The sequence below is a fragment of the Pseudomonas sp. PAMC 25886 genome (assembly GCF_000242655.1).
GTDB lineage: Bacteria > Pseudomonadota > Gammaproteobacteria > Pseudomonadales > Pseudomonadaceae > Aquipseudomonas.
In genome coordinates, this window is the sequence record NZ_AHHC01000081.1 from 100,437 (window position 1) to 122,559 (window position 22,123).

23 protein-coding genes and 2 tRNA genes are annotated in these 22,123 nt (G+C 60.5%); 13 read left to right on the plus strand and 12 right to left on the minus strand.

The annotated features are described in order from the left end of the window. Positions 1-83 precede the first annotated feature (83 nt). From MUM_RS0125915 to gltX, 3 genes are all read right to left on the minus strand, one after another. A tRNA-Glu gene (locus tag MUM_RS0125915) sits at positions 84-159 on the minus strand. 80 nt (positions 160-239) lie between these two features. After that, positions 240-315 (minus strand) — tRNA-Ala (locus tag MUM_RS0125920). Positions 316-462: 147 nt separating this feature from the next. After that, entirely contained in the window at positions 463-1,944 is a 1,482-nt protein-coding gene (gene gltX, locus MUM_RS0125925) for a glutamate--tRNA ligase (protein ID WP_010175772.1), read from the minus strand. Between the two features lie 196 nt (positions 1,945-2,140). Here gltX and MUM_RS0125930 point away from each other — a divergent pair, with 196 nt between their 5' ends. Next, positions 2,141-3,187 (plus strand): HlyD family secretion protein, encoded by a 1,047-nt coding sequence (locus MUM_RS0125930; RefSeq protein WP_010175774.1) that lies wholly within the window; start codon positions 2,141-2,143, stop codon positions 3,185-3,187. A gap of 49 nt (positions 3,188-3,236) precedes the next feature. Beyond that, entirely contained in the window at positions 3,237-4,727 is a 1,491-nt protein-coding gene (locus tag MUM_RS0125935) for an MDR family MFS transporter (protein WP_177325016.1), read from the plus strand. A gap of 70 nt (positions 4,728-4,797) precedes the next feature. Here the strand turns inward: MUM_RS0125935 and uvrB are convergent, their stop codons facing one another. Continuing rightward, entirely contained in the window at positions 4,798-6,813 is a 2,016-nt protein-coding gene (uvrB, locus tag MUM_RS0125940) for an excinuclease ABC subunit UvrB (protein ID WP_010175778.1), read from the minus strand. A 343-nt stretch (positions 6,814-7,156) separates the two neighbouring features. On the opposite strand from uvrB, the gene MUM_RS0125945 reads away from it, so the two are divergent. The 3 genes from MUM_RS0125945 to MUM_RS0125960 all read left to right on the plus strand — a co-directional run bounded on the left by MUM_RS0125945 (position 7,157) and on the right by MUM_RS0125960 (position 10,201). Continuing rightward, entirely contained in the window at positions 7,157-8,353 is a 1,197-nt protein-coding gene (locus MUM_RS0125945) for an amino acid aminotransferase (RefSeq protein WP_010175780.1), read from the plus strand. 108 nt (positions 8,354-8,461) lie between these two features. Next, a protein-coding gene (locus tag MUM_RS0125955) for an IS3 family transposase (RefSeq protein WP_443216250.1) occupies positions 8,462-9,684 on the plus strand; the annotation gives its coding sequence in 2 pieces (ribosomal slippage) (positions 8,462-8,831 and positions 8,831-9,684; 1,224 coding nt in all). Between the two features lie 307 nt (positions 9,685-9,991). Further along, complete coding sequence (locus MUM_RS0125960; protein ID WP_010175785.1) at positions 9,992-10,201, plus strand: hypothetical protein; 210 nt, start codon at positions 9,992-9,994, stop codon at positions 10,199-10,201. Positions 10,202-10,486: 285 nt separating this feature from the next. On the opposite strand, the gene ptrR is transcribed toward MUM_RS0125960, so the two are convergent. Further along, complete coding sequence (ptrR, locus tag MUM_RS0125965) at positions 10,487-11,356, minus strand: putrescine utilization regulator PtrR (RefSeq protein ID WP_010175788.1); 870 nt, start codon at positions 11,354-11,356, stop codon at positions 10,487-10,489. Between the two features lie 104 nt (positions 11,357-11,460). On the opposite strand from ptrR, the gene MUM_RS0125970 reads away from it, so the two are divergent. Next, entirely contained in the window at positions 11,461-12,852 is a 1,392-nt protein-coding gene (locus MUM_RS0125970) for an aldehyde dehydrogenase family protein (RefSeq protein ID WP_010175790.1), read from the plus strand. Positions 12,853-12,976: 124 nt separating this feature from the next. Next, positions 12,977-13,609 (plus strand): SMI1/KNR4 family protein, encoded by a 633-nt coding sequence (locus MUM_RS0125975; protein WP_010175792.1) that lies wholly within the window; start codon positions 12,977-12,979, stop codon positions 13,607-13,609. On the opposite strand, the gene MUM_RS0125980 is transcribed toward MUM_RS0125975, so the two are convergent. Further along, entirely contained in the window at positions 13,606-14,244 is a 639-nt protein-coding gene (locus MUM_RS0125980; protein WP_010175794.1) for a TetR family transcriptional regulator, read from the minus strand. The genes MUM_RS0125975 and MUM_RS0125980 overlap by 4 nt on opposite strands. Positions 14,245-14,373: 129 nt before the next feature. Between MUM_RS0125980 and MUM_RS0125985 the strand changes: the two genes are divergently transcribed. The 3 genes from MUM_RS0125985 (at position 14,374) to MUM_RS0125995 (ending at position 16,807) form a co-directional block, all read left to right on the plus strand. Then, positions 14,374-15,030: an O-methyltransferase gene (locus MUM_RS0125985; RefSeq protein WP_010175796.1), complete on the plus strand. Its 657-nt coding sequence runs from the start codon at positions 14,374-14,376 to the stop codon at positions 15,028-15,030. 98 nt (positions 15,031-15,128) lie between these two features. Beyond that, positions 15,129-16,340 carry a YeeE/YedE family protein gene (locus MUM_RS0125990; RefSeq protein ID WP_010175798.1) on the plus strand — a complete coding sequence of 404 codons (1,212 nt, stop codon included), beginning with the start codon at positions 15,129-15,131 and terminating at the stop codon, positions 16,338-16,340. A 26-nt stretch (positions 16,341-16,366) separates the two neighbouring features. After that, complete coding sequence (locus MUM_RS0125995; protein ID WP_010175800.1) at positions 16,367-16,807, plus strand: bifunctional diaminohydroxyphosphoribosylaminopyrimidine deaminase/5-amino-6-(5-phosphoribosylamino)uracil reductase RibD; 441 nt, start codon at positions 16,367-16,369, stop codon at positions 16,805-16,807. Positions 16,808-16,971: 164 nt separating this feature from the next. Here the strand turns inward: MUM_RS0125995 and MUM_RS1000000133570 are convergent, their stop codons facing one another. Further along, entirely contained in the window at positions 16,972-17,355 is a 384-nt protein-coding gene (locus MUM_RS1000000133570) for a c-type cytochrome (RefSeq protein WP_010175802.1), read from the minus strand. 81 nt (positions 17,356-17,436) lie between these two features. Between MUM_RS1000000133570 and MUM_RS1000000132855 the strand changes: the two genes are divergently transcribed. Further along, on the plus strand, positions 17,437-18,000 hold the full coding sequence (locus MUM_RS1000000132855; protein WP_141629549.1) for a hypothetical protein: 564 nt from the start codon (positions 17,437-17,439) through the stop codon (positions 17,998-18,000). On the opposite strand, the gene MUM_RS0126005 is transcribed toward MUM_RS1000000132855, so the two are convergent. The 4 genes from MUM_RS0126005 to MUM_RS0126020 all read right to left on the minus strand — a co-directional run bounded on the left by MUM_RS0126005 (position 17,997) and on the right by MUM_RS0126020 (position 20,567). After that, positions 17,997-18,902, minus strand: a complete 906-nt coding sequence (locus MUM_RS0126005; protein ID WP_050543227.1) for an alpha/beta hydrolase — start codon at positions 18,900-18,902, stop codon at positions 17,997-17,999. The genes MUM_RS1000000132855 and MUM_RS0126005 overlap by 4 nt on opposite strands. Positions 18,903-18,964: 62 nt before the next feature. Then, on the minus strand, positions 18,965-19,405 hold the full coding sequence (tspO, locus tag MUM_RS0126010; protein WP_029616103.1) for a tryptophan-rich sensory protein TspO: 441 nt from the start codon (positions 19,403-19,405) through the stop codon (positions 18,965-18,967). A 124-nt stretch (positions 19,406-19,529) separates the two neighbouring features. Further along, positions 19,530-19,922, minus strand: coding sequence for a hypothetical protein (locus MUM_RS0126015; RefSeq protein ID WP_010175810.1), 393 nt, complete (start codon positions 19,920-19,922; stop codon positions 19,530-19,532). Between the two features lie 45 nt (positions 19,923-19,967). Further along, the gene (locus tag MUM_RS0126020; protein ID WP_010175813.1) at positions 19,968-20,567 is read right to left on the minus strand and encodes a hypothetical protein; all 600 of its coding nucleotides are present in this window, start codon (positions 20,565-20,567) and stop codon (positions 19,968-19,970) included. A 464-nt stretch (positions 20,568-21,031) separates the two neighbouring features. Between MUM_RS0126020 and MUM_RS0126025 the strand changes: the two genes are divergently transcribed. Together MUM_RS0126025 and MUM_RS1000000133575 are read left to right on the plus strand one after the other, a co-directional pair. After that, entirely contained in the window at positions 21,032-21,358 is a 327-nt protein-coding gene (locus tag MUM_RS0126025; protein ID WP_010175815.1) for a DUF6124 family protein, read from the plus strand. A 171-nt stretch (positions 21,359-21,529) separates the two neighbouring features. Continuing rightward, a complete protein-coding gene (locus MUM_RS1000000133575) occupies positions 21,530-21,766 on the plus strand; it encodes a hypothetical protein (protein WP_081480131.1) in 237 nt (78 codons plus the stop codon). Positions 21,767-21,889: 123 nt separating this feature from the next. Here MUM_RS1000000133575 and MUM_RS0126030 read toward each other — a convergent pair whose 3' ends face one another. Continuing rightward, positions 21,890-22,123 carry a hypothetical protein gene (locus tag MUM_RS0126030; RefSeq protein ID WP_003214497.1) on the minus strand — a complete coding sequence of 78 codons (234 nt, stop codon included), beginning with the start codon at positions 22,121-22,123 and terminating at the stop codon, positions 21,890-21,892.

Consider the following 22,123-nt stretch of genomic DNA (forward strand, 5'->3'; position numbering starts at 1 on the left):
GAGGGATTGGCCAAACGCCAGACAAACAAAAGGGCCATTCAATAATTGAATGACCCTTAAAAATCCCGCAGAGCGGGTAATCGTGGCGTCCCCTAGGGGACTCGAACCCCTGTTACCGCCGTGAAAGGGCGGTGTCCTAGGCCACTAGACGAAGGGGACACAAACCTTCTGTACAACATGATCAGCGCTGAGAACTGATCGACTCAAGGACGGTGTGGCCAGACCTTGAACCTGTAAATTGGTGGAGCTAAACGGGATCGAACCGTTGACCTCTTGCATGCCATGCAAGCGCTCTCCCAGCTGAGCTATAGCCCCTCGTCGGTGAGGACGGGGCGAATCTTAATGGCGTATTCGAAACGTGTCAAATTTATTTTCAACAATTTTCAAAATTTTTTGCCGAGATAACAATCACTTACCGAGCAAACCCCGGAAAACCGGGGTTTGGCCGTTACAACAGCGTGCTTAAGCGATAGCGCCCAGCAGCTTTTCCCATTCCTTGTTTTCTTTCTTCGACACACCACCAAGCAAATCAAGGGCTTGGCGCAGACGGAAACGCGTCAGGTCCGGGCCCAGGATTTCCATCGCGTCGAGTACGGAGACAGAACTGGCATGCCCGGTGATCGCGGCAAACATCAGGGGCATGGCATCGCGCAGTTTCAATTCCAGGGATTCAACCACTGCCTGGATCGTCGCGGTGATTGCATCCTTCTCCCACTGGCGCAGGCTTTCGAGCTTCCACAGGATCAACTGCATCAACTGGCGAACCTGGTCACCCGAGAGCTTCTTCGACTCAAACAGTTTGGGATCCGGGTTCACGCCACCGGCAAAGAAGAAACTCGCCAACGGTGCCACCTGGCTGAACGTCTCTACCCTGCCCTGCACCAGCGGCGCGATCTTCATCATGTACTCGGGGTTCAACGCCCACTGCTGCACACGGCTGGCGAACTCTTCCACCGGCAGGTCACGCAGCCACTGGCCGTTGAGCCACGAGAGTTTCTCGATGTCGAAGATCGGCCCGCCGAGGGACACGCGGGACAAGTCGAAGTTATCGACCATTTCCTGCAGCGAGAACTTCTCGCGCTCGTCCGGCATCGACCAGCCCATGCGGCCCAGGTAGTTGAGCATCGCTTCCGGCATGAAGCCCATGCGCTCGTAGAAGGTCACCGAGGTCGGGTTCTTGCGCTTGGACAGCTTGCTCTTGTCCGGGTTACGCAGCAGCGGCATGTAGCACAGCTGCGGTTGTTCCCAGCCGAAGTACTCGTACAGCAGGATCAGTTTCGGCGCAGACGGCAGCCACTCTTCGCCACGCAGCACGTGGGTGATGCCCATCAGGTGATCGTCGACCACGTTGGCCAGGAAGTACGTCGGCAGGCCGTCGGTCTTCATCAGCACTTGCATGTCCATGCGGTCCCACGGGATCTCGACGTCGCCGCGCAGCATGTCCGGCACCACGCACACGCCTTCGCTCGGCACCTTCATGCGGATAACGTGCGGCTCGCCGGCAGCCAGGCGCCGGGCCACTTCTTCTTTCGACAGCAGCAGTGCGCGGCCGTCATAGCGCGGGGTTTCACCACGGGCCTGTTGCTCGGCGCGCATCTGGTCCAGCTCTTCGGCGGTGCAGAAGCACGGGAAGGCGTGGCCCATGTCGACCAACTGCTGGGTGTACTGCTTGTAGATGTCGCTGCGCTCGCTCTGGCGATACGGGCCGTGGGGGCCGCCGACGTCCGGGCCTTCAGCCCAGGTAATGCCCAACCAGCGCAGGGCATCGAAAATCTGTTGTTCCGACTCACGGGTGGAACGCAGTTGATCGGTGTCTTCGATCCGCAGGATGAATTCACCGCCATGCTGCTTGGCAAAGCAGTAGTTGAACAAGGCGATGTAAGCAGTACCTACGTGGGGATCCCCAGTAGGCGATGGCGCGATGCGCGTGCGGACGGTGGTCATGGCGGGTCTCGAATTGGCGATAAAACTGAAAATGAAACAAGGGGCGAATGGTAACAGCCCCAAGCCCTTGGGCTCCAGCGTGGGGAGGCGAACAAAGGGCATATGAGACAAGCTCCGGTCTCAAGACTCGACATGGCTATTTGCCAGACCGTTCGCTGGCTATATTCCATTACCTTTTGTTACCGACATGATCGCCATGCCTGCCCCGCTCAAACGCCGCCTGTTTATCTTCCTGTTTATCGTGGTCCTGATCGCCGCGGGCTTTTTCGCCCAGTGGTTCTTCAAGGGCCGCTTTTATGAAAGCACCGACAACGCCTATGTCCAGGGCGAAATCACCCGGGTCTCCAGCCAGTTGGGCGCGCGCATCGTCGAGGTCATGGTCGGTGATAACGAACACGTGGAAAAAGGCCAACTGCTGGTCAGACTCGAAGGCGACGACTTCCACCTCGCCGTCGACCGCGCCAACGCCGCCCTGGCCATGCGCGAAGCCGAGCGCGTGCAGGCCCAGAGCAAACTCACCCAGCAAGCCAGCCTGATTGCCGCCGGTGAGGCCAAGGTGTCGTCCAGCCAGGCCACCCTCGGCCGCTCGCAGATCGACCTGAACCGCGCGCAAACCTTGCGCAAGCCCGGCTACGTCTCGGAAGAACGGGTGACCACCCTCGACGCCGACAACCACATCGCCCGTTCCCAGGTGACCATGGCCCAGGCCGACCTGCAGGGCCAGCGCCAGCAGGTCAACGCACTGAACGCCGAGATCAAGCGCCTCGACGCGATGATCGCCAACGCCAGGACCGACCTGGCCCAGGCCGAACTGAACCTGACCCGCAGCGAAATCCACGCCCCCATCAGCGGCCTGATCGGCCAGCGCGCCGCGCGCAATGGCCAATACGTACAGGCCGGCGCCTACCTGCTGTCGATCGTCCCCGACCAGGACATCTGGGTGCAGGCCAACTTCAAGGAAACCCAGATCGGCCACATGCAGCCCGGGCAAACCGCCGAGCTGACGTTTGATGCCTACGGCGACACCCCGATCGAAGGCCGCGTCGCCAACCTGTTCGGGGCCTCCGGCGCGCAATTCAGCCTGCTGCCGCCGGACAATGCCACGGGCAACTTCACCAAGGTCGTACAACGGATTCCGGTCAAACTGACCTTCGCCGCCGACAACCCGCTGCAAGGCAAGATCCGCCCGGGCATGTCGGTGACGGTCAAAGTGAACATCCAAGACCCGCACGATGGCCGGTGATCAACTGCTGCCGCCGGTCGGCGAACCGACCCGGCGCGACTGGATCGCGGTGATGAGCGTGATGCTCGGCGCCTTTATGGCGGTGCTCGACATCCAGATCACCAACTCGTCCCTCAAGGACATCCAGGGCGCGCTGTCGGCCACTCTGGAAGAAGGCTCGTGGATTTCCACCTCCTACCTTGTGGCCGAAATCATCATGATCCCGCTCACCGCCTGGCTGGTGCAGCTGTTGTCGGCACGCCGGCTGGCGGTGTGGGTGTCCGGTGGGTTCCTGATCGCCTCGCTGATGTGCTCCATGGCCTGGAGCCTGGAAAGCATGATCGTGTTCCGCGCCTTGCAGGGCTTTACCGGCGGTGCTCTGATCCCGCTGGCATTCACCCTCACGCTGATCAAGTTGCCCGAACATCACCGCCCCAAAGGCATGGCCATGTTCGCCATGACCGCCACCTTCGCCCCCTCCATCGGGCCGACCATTGGCGGCTGGCTCACCGAAAACTGGGGCTGGGAATACATCTTCTACATCAACATCCCGCCGGGCCTGATCATGATCGCCGGGCTGCTGTACGGCCTGGAAAAAAAGGCGTCCAACTGGGACCTGCTCAAAAGCACCGACTACCTCGGCATCGTCACCATGGCCGTGGGTCTTGGGTGTTTGCAGGTGTTCCTGGAAGAAGGCCATCGCAAAGACTGGCTGGAATCGAGCCTGATCCTCAGCCTGGGCACCGTCGCCCTGCTGAGCCTGATCACTTTTGTGATCGTGCAGATGTCCAAGCCCAACCCGCTGATCAACCTGCGCATCCTCGGCAACCGCAACTTCGGGCTGTCGAGTATTTCGAGCCTGGGGATGGGCGTGGGGTTATACGGCTCGATTTATCTGCTGCCGCTGTACCTGGCACAGATCCAGAACTACAACGCCCTGCAAATCGGCGAAGTGATCATGTGGATGGGGGTTCCGCAGTTGTTCCTGATTCCGCTGGTGCCCAAACTGATGAAATACGTGTCGCCCAAATGGCTGTGCACCCTGGGGTTCGGGCTGTTCGGCCTGGCGAGTTTTTCGTCGGGGGTGCTCAACCCGGACTTTGCCGGCGACCAGTTCAACCGGATCCAGATCATCCGCGCGCTGGGGCAGCCGTTGATCATGGTAACGATTTCGTTGATTGCCACGGCGTACATCCTGCCGAAGGACGCAGGGTCGGCGTCGAGCCTGTTCAATATCCTGCGAAACCTCGGCGGAGCGATCGGGATCGCGCTGCTGGCGACGCTGCTGGATGCGCGTACCAAGACCTACTTTGATTATTTGCGGGAGGCGATTGTGCCGACCAACCCGCAGGTGGCGGAGCGGATGGCGACGTTGACCGAGAAGTTTGGGAGTGAGACGGCGGCGTTGGGCAAGTTGAGTGAGATAGCGCATCAGCAGGCGCAGATCATGGCCTACAACGATGCGTTTCACTTTGTGGGGTTGGCGCTGGGGATCAGCATGGTGGCGATCTTGTTGACCAAGGCGTTGCCGGCGGGGCTCAAGGCTGGGGAATCCCACTGAATAACTGTGTACACCAAACCTGTGGTGAGGGGGCTTGTCCCCCTCACCACAGAAGCGGCATCGCTGTACATCAGACAGCCAACAGACGCTCGCGCAACTTGCCAATCTCATCGCGCATCTGCGCCGCCGCTTCAAACTCCAGGTCCCGCGCCAACTGGTACATCTTCTCTTCCAGCTGGCGAATACGCTTGGTGATCTCGCTCGGCGAACGCAATTCGGCTTCGTACTTGGCGTTCTCCTCGGCCGCCTTGGCCATGCCCTTGCGCTTCTTGCTGCGCGAGCCCGGTACGGTGGCGCCTTCCATGATGTCGGCCACGTCCTTGAACACGCCCTTCGGTGTGATGCCGTTCGCAAGGTTGTAGGCAATCTGCTTGTCGCGACGACGCTCGGTCTCGCCAATCGCGCGCTCCATGGAACCGGTGATCCGGTCCGCATACAGAATCGCCCGGCCATTGAGGTTACGCGCCGCGCGGCCAATGGTCTGGATCAACGAGCGCTCGGAACGCAAGAAGCCCTCCTTGTCCGCATCCAGAATCGCCACCAGGGACACCTCCGGCATATCCAAACCTTCCCGCAGCAGATTGATACCTACCAGCACATCAAAGGTGCCCAGGCGCAGGTCGCGGATGATTTCCACGCGTTCCACGGTGTCGATGTCCGAGTGCAAGTAGCGCACACGCACGCCGTGGTCGGCCAGGTAATCGGTCAAGTCTTCAGACATGCGCTTGGTCAGCGTGGTGACCAGCACCCGCTCTTCCAGGGCCACACGCTTGGTGATTTCCGACAGCAAGTCGTCCACCTGAGTCAGCGCCGGGCGGATTTCGATTTGCGGGTCCACCAGGCCGGTCGGGCGCACCAGTTGTTCAATCACACGCCCGGCATGTTCGGCCTCGTAGTTGCCCGGCGTCGCCGAGACAAAAATCGTCTGCGGGCTGATGCCTTCGAACTCGTCGAAACGCATCGGCCGGTTATCCAGCGCCGACGGCAGGCGGAAGCCGTATTCCACCAGCGTTTCTTTACGCGAACGGTCACCTTTGTACATCGCGCCCACCTGCGGCACGCTGACGTGGGACTCGTCGATCACCAGCAAGGCGTCATCCGGCAGGTAATCAAACAGGGTGGGCGGCGCCTGGCCGGACTCGCGGCCCGAGAGGTAGCGCGAGTAGTTTTCGATGCCGTTGCAGTAGCCCAGCTCGAGGATCATCTCCAGGTCAAAACGGGTGCGCTGCTCCAGGCGCTGGGCTTCCACCAGCTTGTTGTTGGAGCGCAGGTATTCCAGGCGCTCCACCAGTTCGCCCTTGATGCCCTCGATGGCGCCCATCAGGGTTTCACGCGGGGTCACGTAGTGGCTTTTCGGGTAGAAGGTGAAGCGCGGCAGTTTGCGGATCACTTCGCCGGTCAAAGGGTCGAACGCCGACAGGCTCTCGACTTCATCATCGAACAGCTCGATGCGGATCGCTTCCAGGTCGGATTCCGCCGGGTAGATGTCGATCACATCCCCACGCACGCGGAAGCTCGCCCGGGCGAAATCCATGTCGTTGCGGGTGTATTGCAGGCTCGTCAGGCGGCGCAGCAGTTCGCGCTGGTCGAGTTTGTCGCCACGGTCGACGTGCAGCACCATCTTCAAATAGGTTTCCGGGCTGCCCAGGCCGTAGATGCACGACACCGTGGTGACGATGATCGCGTCCTTGCGCTCCAGCAGCGCCTTGGTCGCCGACAGCCGCATCTGCTCGATGTGGTCGTTGATCGAGGCGTCTTTCTCGATAAAGGTGTCGGACGACGGCACGTAGGCTTCCGGCTGGTAGTAGTCGTAGTAGGAAACGAAGTACTCCACCGCGTTGTTCGGGAAGAACGCCTTGAACTCGCCATACAGCTGCGCGGCCAGGGTCTTGTTCGGCGCCAGCACCAGGGTCGGGCGGTTCACCTGGGCGATCACGTTGGCAATGCTGAAGGTCTTGCCGGAGCCGGTCACCCCGAGCAAGGTCTGGTGCGCCAGGCCGGCCTCGATGCCCTCGACCATCAGGCGGATGGCTTCCGGTTGATCGCCGGCGGGCTCGAAGCGGGTGACTAGCTGGAAATCCGACATAACGTACCTCTTGAGTCACCCCGGGGCCGGAAAAAGCAGCGGGGACGAAAAAGACCGCGACCCGCGGCTGTTCGGCGCAGGTTGCAGGAAAAAACCATGATAGCTGTAGAAGTGGAGGCGAATGTGACGGGTTTCAAGGCAATCGTCCTACATGCCTTCGGCCACCAATGTTGCAATAAGACTAACGGTCGGTAAATAAACCGAAAAACTTGGCCGAAAAGCCGTTTCGGCTGTCGCCGTGAGCCCTGATGGCCTCTATACTAGCTCCCCGTTTGTGCACCGCTCTAGTGCATTCGGCTGGAGCGCGACACGTCCCTCCACTCTCTATAGAGCTGCCGCAAAAATGAGCCTGTTCTCCGCTGTCGAAATGGCACCACGCGATCCAATCCTGGGCCTCAACGAAGCATTCAACGCCGATACCCGAACCACCAAGGTCAACCTTGGCGTGGGCGTTTACTGCGACGAGGAGGGGAAGATTCCACTCTTGCGTGCCGTTGCCGAAGCGGAAGCCATTCGAGTGGCGCAACACGCCGCCCGTGGCTACTTGCCGATCGACGGTATCGTCGCCTACGACCAGGCCGTGCAAAAGCTGCTGTTCGGCGCTGAGTCGCCACTGATCAGCTCCGGCCGTGTGATCACCGCCCAGGCAGTCGGCGGCACCGGCGCTCTGAAAATCGGCGCAGACTTCCTCAAGCAACTGCTGCCCAACGCCGTCGTCGCCATCAGCGACCCGAGCTGGGAAAACCACCAGGCGCTGTTTGAAAAAGCCGGCTTCCCGGTACAGACCTATCGCTACTACGACGCCGCCACCCACGACGTCAACCGCGCCGGCCTGCTGGAAGACCTCAACGCCCTGCCGCCGCAGTCCATCGTCGTGCTGCACGCCTGCTGCCACAACCCGACCGGCGTCGACCTGAGCCCGGCCGACTGGCAACAAGTGCTGGACGTGGTCAAGGCGAAAAACCTCGTGCCGTTCCTCGACATGGCCTACCAGGGCTTTGGCGACGGCATCGACGAAGACGCCGCGGCCGTGCGCCTGTTTGCTGAATCGGGCCTGACTTTCTTTGTGTCCAGCTCGTTCTCCAAGTCGTTCTCGCTGTACGGCGAGCGCGTGGGCGCCCTGTCCATCGTCACCGACTCCAAGGAAGAAAGCGCGCGCATCCTGTCCCAGGTCAAGCGTGTGATCCGCACCAACTACTCCAACCCGCCGACCCACGGCGCGGCGATCGTGGCAGCGGTGCTGAACAACCCTGAGCTGCGCGCCCAGTGGGAAGCGGAACTGGCCGAAATGCGCCTGCGCATCCGCGGCATGCGCGAGCAGATGGTGGCTGACCTGGCCAAGGCTGCTCCGGGCCACGACTTCAGCTTCGTCGGTCGCCAGCGCGGGATGTTCTCCTACTCCGGCCTGAGCGTTGAGCAAGTGACCCGCCTGCGCAGCGAGTTTGGTATCTACGCGCTGGACACTGGCCGCATCTGTGTGGCGGCGTTGAACCAGAAGAACATCGATGCCGTGACCAAGGCTATCGTTCAGGTGCTGTAAGCCTGTTGTGATGCACAAAAAGGGGAAGCCGGTGGCTTCCCCTTTTTGTTGCTGATGTTCCGTCCTGAATAAGGTTTACACCTTCTGACCCATTCTCAGGAGGGAGTAATGAATACGGGAGAAAGGCGCAGTCAGCGTGATTACACGCTAACCTTTAAATTGTCGGTCGTCGATCAGGTCGAAAAAGGCGAGTTGAGTTATAAAGAGGCTCAAGAGCGCTATGGCATTCAGGGTAAAACGACTGTACTGAATTGGTTACGCAGGCATGGTCGGCAGGACTGGAGTCAAGGCGCGTCCATTCGCTCCAAGAGACCTCGTTCCATGGATGAGCCCGATAAACCGCTGACACCCGAACAGCGAATCAAAGAGCTTGAAGAAAAGCTTGCCCAAGCCAACCAGAAAGCTCAGTTTTTCGAAGCCGTCGTTGATGTTTTGAAGAACGACTTCGGTGTTTCTGTCGTAAAAAAGCGATCCGGTAAGTCCTCTCCCAGGGGCAGATCCAAGACCTGAGCATTAGTCGGGCTTGCCAGTTCATGGGGATTTCCCGCCAGGCTTATTACAAGCGCAACCGGGCGTGTGATGCCCGGGCCCGTCATGCCCAGGAAGTGATGGGATTCGTGAGGGAAAAGCGACTTCGGCAACCGCGCATTGGCACCCGAAAACTTCACAATCTAATGCGCACTGAGCCAGAAGTGACCGTAAAGGTTGGTCGAGACCGTTTATTCGATATCTTGCGAGATCGGCGCGAACTGGTTCCCCGCAGACGGGCCTATCACAAAACGACAGACAGCCATCATCGCTTTCGCCGTCATCCAAACCTGCTCAAAGATGGGCCGATTCAGGTAGTCGCCAAGGCGCCAGAGCAAGTATGGGTTGCGGACATCACCTACTTACCAACGCAAACGGGTGTGGCTTATCTGAGTTTGATCACCGATGCGTACTCTCGAAAAATCGTGGGGCACCATATCCATGAAAGCTTGCACGCCGAATCGGTGATCCAGGCGTTCAAAAAAGCCCTCAAGCAGCGGACAACGGAACAACGCCTGGTGCATCACTCGGACAGAGGCGTCCAATACTGCTCCGAGCTTTATCAGCGGTTGCATGCCAAGTACGGCATCACCTGCTCAATGACCGATGGCTACGACTGCTACCAAAATGCATTGGCTGAGCGTGTGAATGGGATTTTGAAAAACGAGTTATTGCTGCATCGCCCCAAAGATTTTGCAGAGGCCATCCGGATGGTAGACGAGTCGGTGCTGATCTATAACAACGAGCGGCCTCATCTGTCGCTGAAATACAAAACGCCCGATGCGGTGCATCGGGCGTTTTGAGGCTAAAACAGGTGTAAACCTATTTCAGGACTAGACATGAAACACTCTTTTGTGAACACCGAACCTGTGGTGAGGGGGCTTGTCCCCCGTTGGGCTGCGCAGCGGCCCTAAAACCTGCCACCGTGAACTTTCTGAATGAATGCGGTGCCTGAATCAGGGCCGCTTCGCGCCCCAACGGGGGACAAGCCCCCTCACCACAGGATGGGTGGCTGCCTTGAGAAGTGCGTGGTGAGCCTTAAAAATTCGCTGCTTTCAGTCCGCTACCCCTAGACTGACAGCAAGACTGTCCCTTCCCCATGAGTACCCTATGAGAAACGACGACCTGGACCTGCGTGCCGACCGCGACGAACTGGACCACTTCACCCCGCGCCCAACCCCCGTCAAGCGCCAGAAAAGCCTGGTGCTGCAAGTCGCCCTCGGCGTGTTCCTCGGTGGCCTGGCGCTGTGGCTGGTGCAACTGGGCGCCGGCGCCCTGATGGCCAAACTGGCCATGGGCACCCTGCAATTTGGCGGCTGATCAAGACCCAATGTGGGAGCCGTCGAGCTTTAGCGAGGCCGCGATAGCGGTGGGTCAGGCACCCTTAATGTCGACCGTACCGACGCCATCGCAGCCTCGCTGAAGCTCGACAGCTCCCACAGGGGATCTACTCCCGCCTTCAGTCCGCTCTCTTGTGGCCGGTGCAACTCGGTGCAAGCAGACACCCTGCAATTTGGCGGCCGACAAAGATCAAATGTGGGAGCCGTCGAGCTTTAGCGAGGCCGCGATGGCGGTGGGTCAGGCACCCTCAATACAGAAAACCTGTTAAGCCTTCAGTCCACGCTCTTCCAGCAACCGCACAAAACTGTTCAAACTCTGCGACACCGTGCCCCGGCGCCAGATCAGCCAGGTATTCAAGATCCGAAACGTATCGGTCAGCGGCCACACGCTCACCGTCGTAAATCCCGGCATGCTTTCCAGCATGCTGCGCGGCATCAGCGCCAGCCCCGCACCGGCGCTCACGCACGCCAGCATCCCGTGATAAGACTCCATCTCGAAGATCTTCCCCGGCACCGCGCCATCCTGTGAAAACCAGCGCTCGAAGTGGTGCCGGTACGAACAGTTCGAGCGAAACGTGTAGATGCTCTCCCCGCTCACGTCCTGCCCCCGGGTGATCGGTGCATGGTGCAGCGGTGCAATCACCACCATCTCTTCCTCAAACACCGCCACGCCTTCGAGCGTCGCGTGCAGCACCGGCCCGTCGACAAACGCCGCCGCCAGCCGCCCCGACAACACGCCCTCGATCATCGTCCCGGACGGCCCGGTGGTCAGGTCCAGCTCGACCTTGGCGTGTTTCTGGTTATACGCCGCCAGCAACGCCGGGATGCGCACCGCCGCCGTACTCTCCAGCGAGCCCAGGGCAAACGCGCCCTGGGGCTCCTCTCCCGCCACCGTCGCCCGAGCCTCCTGCACCAGGTCGAGAATGCGCCGGGCATAGCCAAGAAAATTCCACCCGGCCGGGGACAACCGCAGCCGGCTTTTCTCGCGAATAAACAAATCCACGCCCAGGTCCTGCTCCAACTGCTTGATCCGCGTGGTCAGGTTCGACGGCACCCGATGGATCAACTGCGCGGCGGCGCTGATGCTGCCTTGCTCGGCAACGGCTTTGAAAATTTCCAGCTGGACCAGATCCAAGTCATTCTCCAAACGTGAATGTATTGCTTAATATTATTCAGTTTCCGAAAAAGATACAGCCCCGTACGCTGGCCTCCATTCCATTCACTGCGCAGGACGGTGCCATGAGCCAGATTTCTTCCCAGACCCACGCCTTGTCGATCAACCCCGCCAACGGTGAAACGGTCGCCAGCTACCCGTATGAAACCGAGGCGCAGCTGGATGCCGCCCTCACCCGCTCCATCAATGCCTTCCGCAACGGCCGCAATACGCCTGTCGCCCAGCGCGCCGAACTGCTGCTGGCCCTGGCCAGTACCCTGCGTGACCAGGCCGAAGAAATGGCCCGGATGATCACCCTGGAAATGGGCAAACCCATTGCCCAGGCCCGTGGCGAAATCGAAAAATGTGCGCAACTGGCCGAGTGGTACGCCGCCCACGGCCCGGCCATGCTCGCCCCGGAAGCCACCCTGGTGGACAACGGCACCGCCCAGATCGAATACCGCCCTCTGGGCCCGATCCTCGCCGTGATGCCGTGGAACTTCCCGGTGTGGCAAGTGCTGCGCGGCGCCGTGCCGACCATGCTCAGCGGTAACACCTACGTGCTCAAACATGCGCCTAACGTGATGGGCAGCGCGTACCTGATGAAACAAGCCTTCCAGCGCGCCGGCTTCGCCGATGGCCTGTTCGAAGTGATCAACGTCACCCCGGACGGCGTGTCCAAAGCCATCGCCGACCCGCGCATCGCCGCCGTCACCCTCACCGGCAGCGTGCGTGCCGGCATGGCCATCGGCTCCCAGGCCGGTGCCGCGCTGAAGAAATGTGTACTGGAACTGGGCGGCTCCGACCCGTTCATCGTGCTCAACGACGCCAACCTCGACGAAGCCGTGCAAGCCGCCCTGATCGGTCGCTTCCAGAACTCCGGCCAGGTGTGCGCCGCCGCCAAGCGCCTGATCATCGAAGAAGGCGTGGTGGAAGCCTTCACCGCCAAATTCCTCGAAGCCAGCCGCAACCTGATGATGGGCGACCCGACCGCCACCGACACCTACATCGGCCCGATGGCACGCTTCGACCTGCGGGACGAACTCGACGGCCAGGTCCAGGCCACCCTGGCTGAAGGCGCCACCTTGCTGCTGGGCGGCCATAAAGTCGAAGGCGCAGGCAACTTCTACGCACCCACCGTGCTGGCCAACGTCACCGACCAGATGACCTCGTTCAAACAGGAACTGTTCGGGCCGGTCGCCTCCATCATCACCGCCCGGGATGCAGAGCACGCCGTGGCCCTGGCCAACGACAGTGAATTCGGCCTCACCGCCAGCGTGTTCACCACCGATCCGGAAAAGGCGCGCAGTATTGCCAACCAACTGGAAACCGGCGGGATCTTTATCAACGCCTACAGCGTGTCCGATCCTCGGGTCTCGTTTGGTGGCGTGAAAAAGAGCGGCTTCGGGCGGGAGTTGTCGCACTTCGGCGTGCGGGAATTCTGCAACGCGCAGACCGTGTGGCTGAACCGCAAGTAATCCAGGACCTGTTCTATCCACCCACAGGAAGAGAACCCGGGTAGCATTCGCTACCCGGGTCTTGCGACGAGATTCAATCGCAGGGCGCCACCACGTTCATTCCAAACCAGGGACGGCAGGTAACATGGCTGAAGCGTTTCAACGGTTGGCAGACAGCATCGGCATCGAACTCCCCGAGCGCTTGTTGGCGCTTTTGAACGCGGCCGAATTGAACCCTCGTCTCCTGGGCTACTTTGTTGATTTCTTCTGGATAGATGCCGAGCAGGCCCAGCGGGAGATTGATGAGTGGCTCAACCCGATTGAGCAATCAGGTCGCACATTCCTGCCGTTTGCCACCAGCGGAGGCGGCGAGCATTACTGCTGGGTTCGACTTGAGAATGGCTGTTCGGGAGTGGCGCAGATTCTCCATTACGGGCAAACCACCTCACTCGCGCATGCGGACATTTCCTCATTCCTGACCAGTGAATACGTGTGCGTCGCCACCGACCTTTCATGGCTCGCGCCTCAAGCGGATGCCGGTGCCACACTGGCAAGTGAAGTCGAATTGATCCGCGCGGCACTGTCACCCAAGGACTACGCGTTTCTTCAGGAGCTGTTTGCCAGCCCGCGCGCCTCCCGAAGTTACAGACCGGGCCCGAGAAGCACGCAGAAGATGGTTGACTCATTCATTTCCCAGGACGAAGCACAACGGATACTCGACACCCTGCGCAACCCGGTCCACAGCGAATTCGAAGTACTCCGTGACTGGATGCGCTAGCGGCCAGATTGGTTAAGCACCGTCACATACGCACTGAACATATCCGCCATCGCGTCCGCGTAGGCGATGATTTGCACCTCGGTGCGCGGGCTTCCCGAGAACTCCTTTGCCACCGAACTGAAGGTGGTAGCGATCAAATCGCACGCCAGTAGGCGAGTGGCGTCCGGCACCTGCGGCAGCAATTCAAACATGAACGCCTGGAAGATGTTTTGTCCCTCCGCCCGAACCTCATGGGCCTCCGGCGCGTCACGGTAAAGCGGTGCCGCATCGCTCAGGGCGACCCGCATCTGCGCCTCATCACATTCCGAACGAATAAACGCATGCACCAGGGTGCGCAGCCGCTCAAGAGGCGGTTGACTCACGTCCTCCAGGATCCGGCTGAGCATTTGCGAGGTTTGCTGCCACTCATCCGTCTGCAACCGGAACAGGATGGCCGCCTTGTTGGGGAAATACTGGTACACCGAGCCCACACTGACGCCGGCCTTTTCCGCGACCCGTGCCGTGGTGAAACGGCTGGCGCCTTCCTTGGCCAAAACCTGAATAGCCGCTTCCAGAATGGCCGACACCAACTCGGTGGATCGCGCCTGTTTGGGCTCTTTGCGTGAGGAAATCTGCGAGGTCTGGCGGTCGGTCATGGCGCGTTCCTGCGGCTGGGCGAATGCGAATAGCGAATGTGACGAATTGTTCGCATACTTTAAATGCGACGAATCATTCGCATACTAGCCCGGCGCCTCCCGGCGCTCAACCTGCAACAGGACATCCCCATGAATACCCTTACCTCAGCCCCGATGGCGGCCCTGATTGAACGACTGTACACACAGGCCGATGCCGTCTCGAGCCCTGCTTTCACCACCATGCCCCACGAAGAACGCAACCGCCTGATGCACAGCAAGACTGAATACCTCGAATTCTACGGCCAGCTGAAAGACCTGTGGCTGCCGGTCTCCCGCGACACCGGCACCCTGCTTTACATGCTGGCACGCAGCGCAAAAGCCCGAGCCATCATCGAGTTCGGCACCTCGTTCGGCCTGTCCACCCTGCACCTGGCAGCCGCCCTGCGGGACAACGGCGGCGGCACGCTGATCACCAGCGAGTTCGAACCGTCGAAGATCGTCCTGGCGCGGGAGCACCTGGTGCAAGGCGGCGTGAGCGACCTGGTGGATATTCGCGAAGGTGATGCCCTGGTCACACTCGCGAGCGGCCTGCCTGAAAGCGTCGACCTGCTGCTGCTCGACGGCGCCAAGGCGCTGTATGGCGATGTACTCAGCCTGGTGGAAAGCCGCCTCAAGCCCGGCGCGTTGATCGTCGCCGACAACACCAACTACTGCCCCGACTACCTGGCCCGCGTGCGCTCCCCGGCACACGGCTACCTGTCGGTGCCGATCGGCGACGACGTCGAGCTTTCCGTACGTCTGGGCTAATGCCCCTCATCGGAGGATTCGAGGCACCCGTGCAAGAGTGCGAGGTTTATACTCGGCCCCCTCGCACTTAACTCACAGCCTTCGAAACGAGATACCCGATGAGCCTTTCTCTCTCTGCAACCCCTGCGCGCAAACCGGTCGCGCCACTGCTGGCGTTTGCCATCCTGGTGCTGGGCGCCGCCTTCCTGCAAAACAGCGTGGGCGCGCGCCAAGTGCTGTTGCTGGTGGTCGGCGCCGCGCTGGGCCTGACGCTGTACCACGCTGCGTTCGGCTTTACCTCGGCCTGGCGGGTGTTCATCACCGACCGGCGTGGCGCGGGTTTGCGTGCGCAGATGGTGATGCTGGCGATTGCCGTGGTGCTGTTCTTCCCCGCGCTGGGAGCCGGCACGTTGTTCGGCCAACCGGTGGTCGGGCTGGTGGCGCCGGCCGGGGTGTCGGTGGTGTTCGGGGCATTCATCTTCGGCATCGGCATGCAACTGGGCGGCGGCTGTGCGTCCGGCACCCTGTTCACCGTGGGCGGCGGTAATGCGCGCATGCTGGTGACCCTGTTGTTCTTTATCTGCGGTTCGTTGATCGCCACCCACCACGTCGACTGGTGGTTCTCGTTGCCATCGTTCCCGGCCGTTTCCATCGTCAAAAGCTTCGGCGTCGTGCCGGCCTTGCTGCTGAGCCTGGCGGTGTTCGGGATCATCGCGGCCGTCACCGTGCGCCTGGAAAAAGGCCGTCACGGGCAACTCGAAACCGGCGTCACCAGCGAACACCAGGGCCTGCGCCGTTTCCTGCGCGGGCCATGGCCCTTGGTGTGGGGCGCGATTGGTCTGGCCCTGCTCAACTACGCCACCCTGGCACTGGCCGGGCGGCCGTGGGGCATCACCTCGGCGTTCGCCCTGTGGGGCGCCAAGGTCGCCAGCGGATTGGGCGTGGACGTCGCCAGCTGGGTGTTCTGGCAAATGCCGGGCAATGCCAAAGCCCTGGCGGCGCCGGTGTGGGAAGACGTCACCAGCGTGATGGACATCGGCATCATCCTCGGTGCGCTGTTGGCCGCGGGCCTGGCCGGGCGTTTCGCTCCCAGCCTGAAGATTCCGGCACGCTCGCTGTTCGCGGCGGTGATCGGTGGCCTGCTGCTGGGTTACGGCTCGCGCCTGGCCTATGGCTGCAACATCGGTGCGTACTTCAGCGGTATCGCGTCGGGCAGCCTGCACGGCTGGGTGTGGTTGGTGGCGGCGTTTGTCGGCAACAGCGTGGGCGTGCGGTTGCGGCCGTTCTTCTTTGCGGGTGAACGGCCGCAAGTGGCGTTGAGCGGGTGCTAAGGCACGACTAGCAGGATCACGACGACATGACCAACCCGTCCTCCAACGCCGACTTCATGCGCCTCGCCCTCGCCCAGGGCCGCTTGGCGCTGCCCAAGTGCCTGCCAAACCCGCCAGTGGGTTGCGTGTTGGTGAGGGATAACGCGGTGATCAGCCAAGGCCATACACAGCCGCCGGGGCTGCATCACGCGGAGGCAATGGCGCTGGGCAACGTGTCCGGTGATTGCTCCGGGGTCACTGCATTTGTGACGCTGGAGCCCTGCTCCTTTCACGGCCGCACGCCGTCCTGTGCGCTGGCCTTGATCAAAAGCGGCGTCGAGAAAGTGTTTGTTGCGATGCTGGATCCCGACCCGCGAAACTCGGGAGCAGGCGTAAAAATGCTGCAGGATGCGGGGATTACCGTGGAGGTCGGTTTGCTGGCAGAGGACGCGGCCAAAGACCTGGCCGAGTTTCTGGTGCGCAAGTAGGAGCCGGCTTGCCGGCGATGGTCGTCAACGATGACGCTGGTACGCTGGATGAACGCAGCGCTCTCGGATTTTTCGCCGGCAAGCCGGCTCCTACAGGGGAAGGCCCGCCCTCGCGAAAAGCCTTGGAGAGCCCCAACACCTGCCGCGAGACTTTCCTCTCAACATCATCGGCTTTTTGAAATCACTCCACTCATGTACTCGTTCAAATCACGAAAGTCCTGAACCTTCCAGGTGAACGGCGACAGCTTCACACCGTTCTCGCGCAACGTTCTGGGAATCAGGTCGCCATTTGGACGAAGAATGATGGATGACACGATAACGCCCGGATAATCATTCAGGCGTTTCTTGAACGCGGGCGTTGTCAGGTCAGGCGTAGGCGGGTTGCTTTTATTGGCCAAGGGGCCTGAGCCCTTGATATCGGCCCCATGACACAGGCCACATCGCTGCACGTAGATGTTTTTTCCATTCACACTGTCCGCAAAGGACAGTGATGTTTGAACGAGCGCTAACACCCCCAACGAAGCGATGAATACTATTTTTGCTTTCACTGTTCCCTGTGACCTTGATATATAAACCGGATGATTTTCCTTCGGGCCGCACTTGCTTGCAAGGATCGCCCAGAGAAACCAATGAACACTCAGCATGGAGCGAGTCGATTGAAAGCCGTTAGATGCCTGGCCCTGTTAGCACTGCCACTGTTTTCCGGGTGCTCTACCCTGGACAGCCTCAAGTCGTTTACCACTGCGTATAAAGAACCGCAAAACCCGACCACCAGCCGACTGAGAGTGATCACTGACCAAGTGGTGCGGTTAATACCAGATACCCGTTGCGTCAACTGGGATTTGCCGGGTGCCGGCATGGTCAACGCCAGGAGCGCGGCCCCGTTGAACGATAAAACCTTCAACGACAAGCGCCTGGAAATCCCGGGGGCCGAGGCTGGGAAAAACAGCGCCGAAGTGTATGTCCAACCCGACAGGCCGCTGACGGTGGTCTACACAGGTTCCGCCCGCCGGTATGAATGCTTCTACAGCGTTGACTTTGTGCCTGAAGCCGGTGCGGACTATGAGGCAACCTCAGCGCTCTGCACGATCGCCATTCATAAGATCGTCAAGAATGCGGCCACAGGGGAAGTCAGTCGCGAGCCGGTTAAAAACGACCAGGCAAAGGTGTGCCCCTCGGTGTCCCCCATCTAATCTGCGACCCGAGCCGTTATCCACTCGCGGCTGTAAGCAAGCACGCGGCTGGACATCGCCGTCGGGAAATGAATAAACCCGTGGGCAGACGCCGGTAAAAGGAACACCTCGGACTCTGCCCAGCGATTACCCATCTGCAGCGTATCGTCGAGCAACGGGTCCAGCTCCCCCACAAACATCAGCGCCGGCGGCAGCCCGGCAAGGTCGCCATACAACGGTGACAACGGCGGCTGCCGACGCTGCTCATCGCTCAGGCCCGGCGTCAGCAGGCGAAGCGCCTCAACCATGCCCGGGCCATCCAGCAACAACGTGTCCGGCCCCGCCGCGCGCACGCTGGGGGTGCCGGTCAAATCGTAGACGCCGTAATACAGCACCGCCCCGCTCACCCGCGCCAGCAACGCTGGCCATTGCTTCAGCGCCAGCAACGTCGCCGCCGCCAGATGCCCACCGGCAGATTCACCAACGACGATCACCGGCAGGCCGGCAAACTCCTCGCAGTCCCCGAGCAACCAGCGCGCCGCCGCCAGGCAATCTTCCATCAGCCCTTCAACCGGCGTATTGACGGCGAGCCGATAATCCACCGACACCACCGCCACGTCGCACGCCTTCACCATCGCCACGTTCAGGTCATCATCCATCTGCGCATTGCCGATTACCCAGCCGCCGCCGTGGATATCCAGCACCACGCCCTTGGCTTTTCCATTCGGCCGAATAATGCGCACCGGCACTGAAGCATCGCCCACACCGACCACACGTGTTTGCGCCTGAAGCCCATGCTTGAGCAATTTATTCGCACCGCCCATTTGGCTGGCCCGCAACAGCGCCTGGATCACCCGGGGCGTGACGCGATTACGGATGCGAAAGCGCGGCAACCAGGCGAGCTTTTTGTTGAAGCGCTGCATTTGCGCCACTTCACCCTCGCCCGCCGGCCATCGCTTGTGGTTCGCCAATTCGAAATTCCTCTTCAGCGATTATTGCGCAAGATGGAAAAATTCAACGCAGCCGCAACGCTGAGCCACACGAGGTAAGGGAACAAAATCAGCCCGGTGATCAGGTCCAGCCGCACGGTCAGCAGCACCATGGCGGCGACCACCAGCCACAGCAGCGCGAGAATCACCATCCCCGCGAGAATGCGGTGGGTGCCGAAGAACACGGGCGTCCACAGCGTATTGAGCGCAATTTGCGCAGCCCATAGCGCCAGCACGATTTCGCTGCCGGGGATCAGCGTCAGGCGGTAGCCGGCCCAGGCCAGCAGCAGGTAGATGATCGACCAGGCGACCGGGAACAGCCAGTTGGGTGGGGTGAAGCCGGGTTTGACGAGAGTGGCGTACCACTCGCCCGGTTTGAAGATAATGCCGGTGCTCGCGGCGGCGGCGCAGGCCAGAAGAAAAATGCACAACGTCAGCATAATTGGTCCTTAGCTGGGAGCAGCTACCTGGAGATGAAAGCCATGACGGCGGTTTCAGGGTTGGACGCTCCGCGAAGCAAAAAGTGTATTTTTCTTTGCTCCGCACGCCGGCACACATGCGCTAGCTGAACGCGATATAGACGGGCTGTTGCTCCACCGCCGCCTGCTCACACGCACGGACCAGATCCCGCACGCAGTAAAGTCGCCAGCCCTGCCCCGCGCCCCACTTGGCAGCCACGTCATCAAGGGATGCCGCCTCATCCCGCGCGGCCCGCTCCCAATCATCGTGGCCGATCTCCGCGATCAAGCGTGTTTGGTAGTCCTGCAAAAAGGGAAGCAAGCCTTGGGCATGATCAACCTCCAGTAGCACAACGTCTGCCGTATCGAGTTGCTGCCTGGCCGCCTCGACCCAGTCCCGCGCCTGCAACGGAAGCGCGTCCAACACCGCCTCAAAGGCCGACCCGGACTTGTCGCTGCCCTGAAACGAACCGCACCCGATATCGCCACCTGCCATGTCGTTCTCCTTGAGAGTGATTCATGTGCGCCGGGTTACTGACGATTACTTTTCCGGGCAGGGATTAAACACTTCCGTCGCCGCCACCGCAGACACATACGGAATTTTCGTACCCGGGACCATCCCGACGGAGTAGGCGTTTTTGCCGGTTTCGCGCACATAGGTCTTATCCGTGGTCAGATCGCCCGGCTGGTTTTCACCCAGCAGGTAATCCAGAAACTGGATCTTCACCGGCGTGTTGAACTGCCCTTCGGCCGTCAGCGGAATGATCTGAGCAGCGCCCGCCCGAGTGAAGGCGAAAAACGCCGCGGCGGCTTCACGACTGCGGAAGGTTTTGACGCACAGCACATCGCGGGTACGCAGCGTGATAAAGCGCTTATAGCTGCCGCCGGAATAGGTACTCAGAATCAAGCCATCGTCCACCAGAACGCCCAGGCCCTGAGTGGCACGGCACTGGCCATCGCCACCATTCTCCGAGCCGTAGGGCAGGTAGCACCAGTTGGTCCGGCTCAAGGCCCGCACCGAGCCGGGGGCAATCTGCAGGTCGCGCTCGATTTGCTGGCGGGCTTCGGGGGTTTGATACGGAATGCTGCAGCCACTGAGGATCAGGGCCAGTAACACGAACAACAGGCGATAAGAGCGCATAGGTTTTCCATAATGGGCACGGCAGGTCGTTGCGCGGGTTGCCAGGGGGTCATTCCTTTGAAAGCTGCGCAGGTTCTGTCACATTCTACGACAAGTGCCTGAGGGCGTACCGGCTGGTGGTTCCGTTTGCGGGGTAAGGGAGACTGTGCGTTGACCGCAGCACCTTGCTCCATTGCCTACGCTTGCGTCAGAATCCGCCGGCTTGTGCACCTGGGTGGTCATCTCTAAGGTTGCTCGGTCGCTGAAAACTCAGTGATCGGGTTTAGTAGCCCTTAGTTGAATTGCGCTTAGTGCATGAGCTTCATCAATCAGACGTTCCTGTCTGTGCTTGATGGTGGCTGTGCGTAGGGCGCCTTCGGGCGCGCCGGCTTTGCGTAATTCCCCGGTCTACTAACCTGCGTGCAGCTGCCACCCTTTTCGTTTAGTAGCGAAAGGGGGTCAGCCCCAAGTCAGGAATTGCGTGTATGTTCAAAGTAACCCCGAACCCTCCGAAAGCCCCGGATTTAAAGCTCTACCAAGCGGCCGAACGCGCCCTTGATCACTATCTGAATCCCGCCAACGAAAGCGCCCCGGACACAAACGCCCTCTTCAGCGTCAGCTCCGACGCCAGCAACGAAACCCTGATCGCCAACAGCTACGAAACCGTCTCCTCCGTCAGCGCCCTGCTGCTCGACCTGTCCGACCAACTGACCGGCAAAGACCGCGACGTGGCATTGGCCATACACCAACTGAGCGAATTGAGCGTATTGCTGATCGGCAAACTGATGGACCGCGAAACACCTCGGGCGTAAAGCCCAACGCGGTCCTGCGGGACTAGCCCTTCAACTCACCCAACCGATTACTCGCCGCGTCGTCGTATGCCACATACAGCGACTCGGCGAGAGGTGCACGGTGCATTCAGCCATTGCTGAACCCCGCCTGGTTCGTTGTAATGAGCCGAGTCGAAACCCAAAAGGTGATTCATGGAAGCTGATCCGCTGTGCCTGGTATTTGTACCCGCCCTCGTAGCCGTTCTCACCGCCGCTGAAGGCAGAAAGGGCTCACCTCTTACTGAGGCTGAGGTCTGTGATATTCGAGACCGGGCGGTTTGTATCACCCTTCCCTTCAGCGTTGCGCTTGATATGGAAAGGCAGCGCGGCTATCCCGATCTGATTGCGGAGAATTGCTGGAGTGAATGGCAAAACCACAAAGGTCGTTGATCTATAAAGACCGCGACGTGGAATAGGCCATTCACCCGCTGAGCGAGTCGAGCGTATTGCTGATCGGCAGACTGATGGACCGCGAAACACCTCGGGCATAGAGCCCAACGCGGTCCTGCGGGATTAGCCCTTCAACTCACCCAACCGATTACTCGCCGCGTCGTCGTATGCCACATACAGCGACTCGGCGATTTGGCTTTTGATGGCTTTGGCGCTTTCCAGGCCCAATACAAAACCTTCAGCCTTGCCGCCTGCGCGGTTCAGGTCTTCTTTGGTGTCAGCACCAGTGATGGCGTCGAGGAGTTTGATGGCCTGAGGGCCTACGCCTTTTGGGAGGCTGATTTGGTCGATGCTCAT

Excerpts from the sequence above, each read along its gene's own strand:
- gltX (WP_010175772.1), bottom strand. The coding sequence starts at position 1,944 with ATGACCACCGTCCGCACGCGCATCGCGCCATCGCCTACTGGGGATCCC.
- MUM_RS0125930 (WP_010175774.1), top strand. The coding sequence starts at position 2,141 with ATGCCTGCCCCGCTCAAACGCCGCCTGTTTATCTTCCTGTTTATCGTG.
- uvrB (WP_010175778.1), bottom strand. The coding sequence starts at position 6,813 with ATGTCGGATTTCCAGCTAGTCACCCGCTTCGAGCCCGCCGGCGATCAA.
- MUM_RS0125945 (WP_010175780.1), top strand. The coding sequence starts at position 7,157 with ATGAGCCTGTTCTCCGCTGTCGAAATGGCACCACGCGATCCAATCCTG.
- MUM_RS0125960 (WP_010175785.1), top strand. The coding sequence starts at position 9,992 with ATGAGAAACGACGACCTGGACCTGCGTGCCGACCGCGACGAACTGGAC.
- MUM_RS0125970 (WP_010175790.1), top strand. The coding sequence starts at position 11,461 with ATGAGCCAGATTTCTTCCCAGACCCACGCCTTGTCGATCAACCCCGCC.
- MUM_RS0125975 (WP_010175792.1), top strand. The coding sequence starts at position 12,977 with ATGGCTGAAGCGTTTCAACGGTTGGCAGACAGCATCGGCATCGAACTC.
- MUM_RS0125980 (WP_010175794.1), bottom strand. The coding sequence starts at position 14,244 with ATGACCGACCGCCAGACCTCGCAGATTTCCTCACGCAAAGAGCCCAAA.
- MUM_RS0125985 (WP_010175796.1), top strand. The coding sequence starts at position 14,374 with ATGAATACCCTTACCTCAGCCCCGATGGCGGCCCTGATTGAACGACTG.
- MUM_RS0125990 (WP_010175798.1), top strand. The coding sequence starts at position 15,129 with ATGAGCCTTTCTCTCTCTGCAACCCCTGCGCGCAAACCGGTCGCGCCA.
- MUM_RS0125995 (WP_010175800.1), top strand. The coding sequence starts at position 16,367 with ATGACCAACCCGTCCTCCAACGCCGACTTCATGCGCCTCGCCCTCGCC.
- MUM_RS1000000132855 (WP_141629549.1), top strand. The coding sequence starts at position 17,437 with ATGAACACTCAGCATGGAGCGAGTCGATTGAAAGCCGTTAGATGCCTG.
- MUM_RS0126005 (WP_050543227.1), bottom strand. The coding sequence starts at position 18,902 with ATGCAGCGCTTCAACAAAAAGCTCGCCTGGTTGCCGCGCTTTCGCATC.
- MUM_RS0126015 (WP_010175810.1), bottom strand. The coding sequence starts at position 19,922 with ATGGCAGGTGGCGATATCGGGTGCGGTTCGTTTCAGGGCAGCGACAAG.
- MUM_RS0126020 (WP_010175813.1), bottom strand. The coding sequence starts at position 20,567 with ATGCGCTCTTATCGCCTGTTGTTCGTGTTACTGGCCCTGATCCTCAGT.
- MUM_RS0126025 (WP_010175815.1), top strand. The coding sequence starts at position 21,032 with ATGTTCAAAGTAACCCCGAACCCTCCGAAAGCCCCGGATTTAAAGCTC.
- MUM_RS1000000133575 (WP_081480131.1), top strand. The coding sequence starts at position 21,530 with ATGGAAGCTGATCCGCTGTGCCTGGTATTTGTACCCGCCCTCGTAGCC.
- MUM_RS0126030 (WP_003214497.1), bottom strand. The coding sequence starts at position 22,123 with ATGAGCATCGACCAAATCAGCCTCCCAAAAGGCGTAGGCCCTCAGGCC.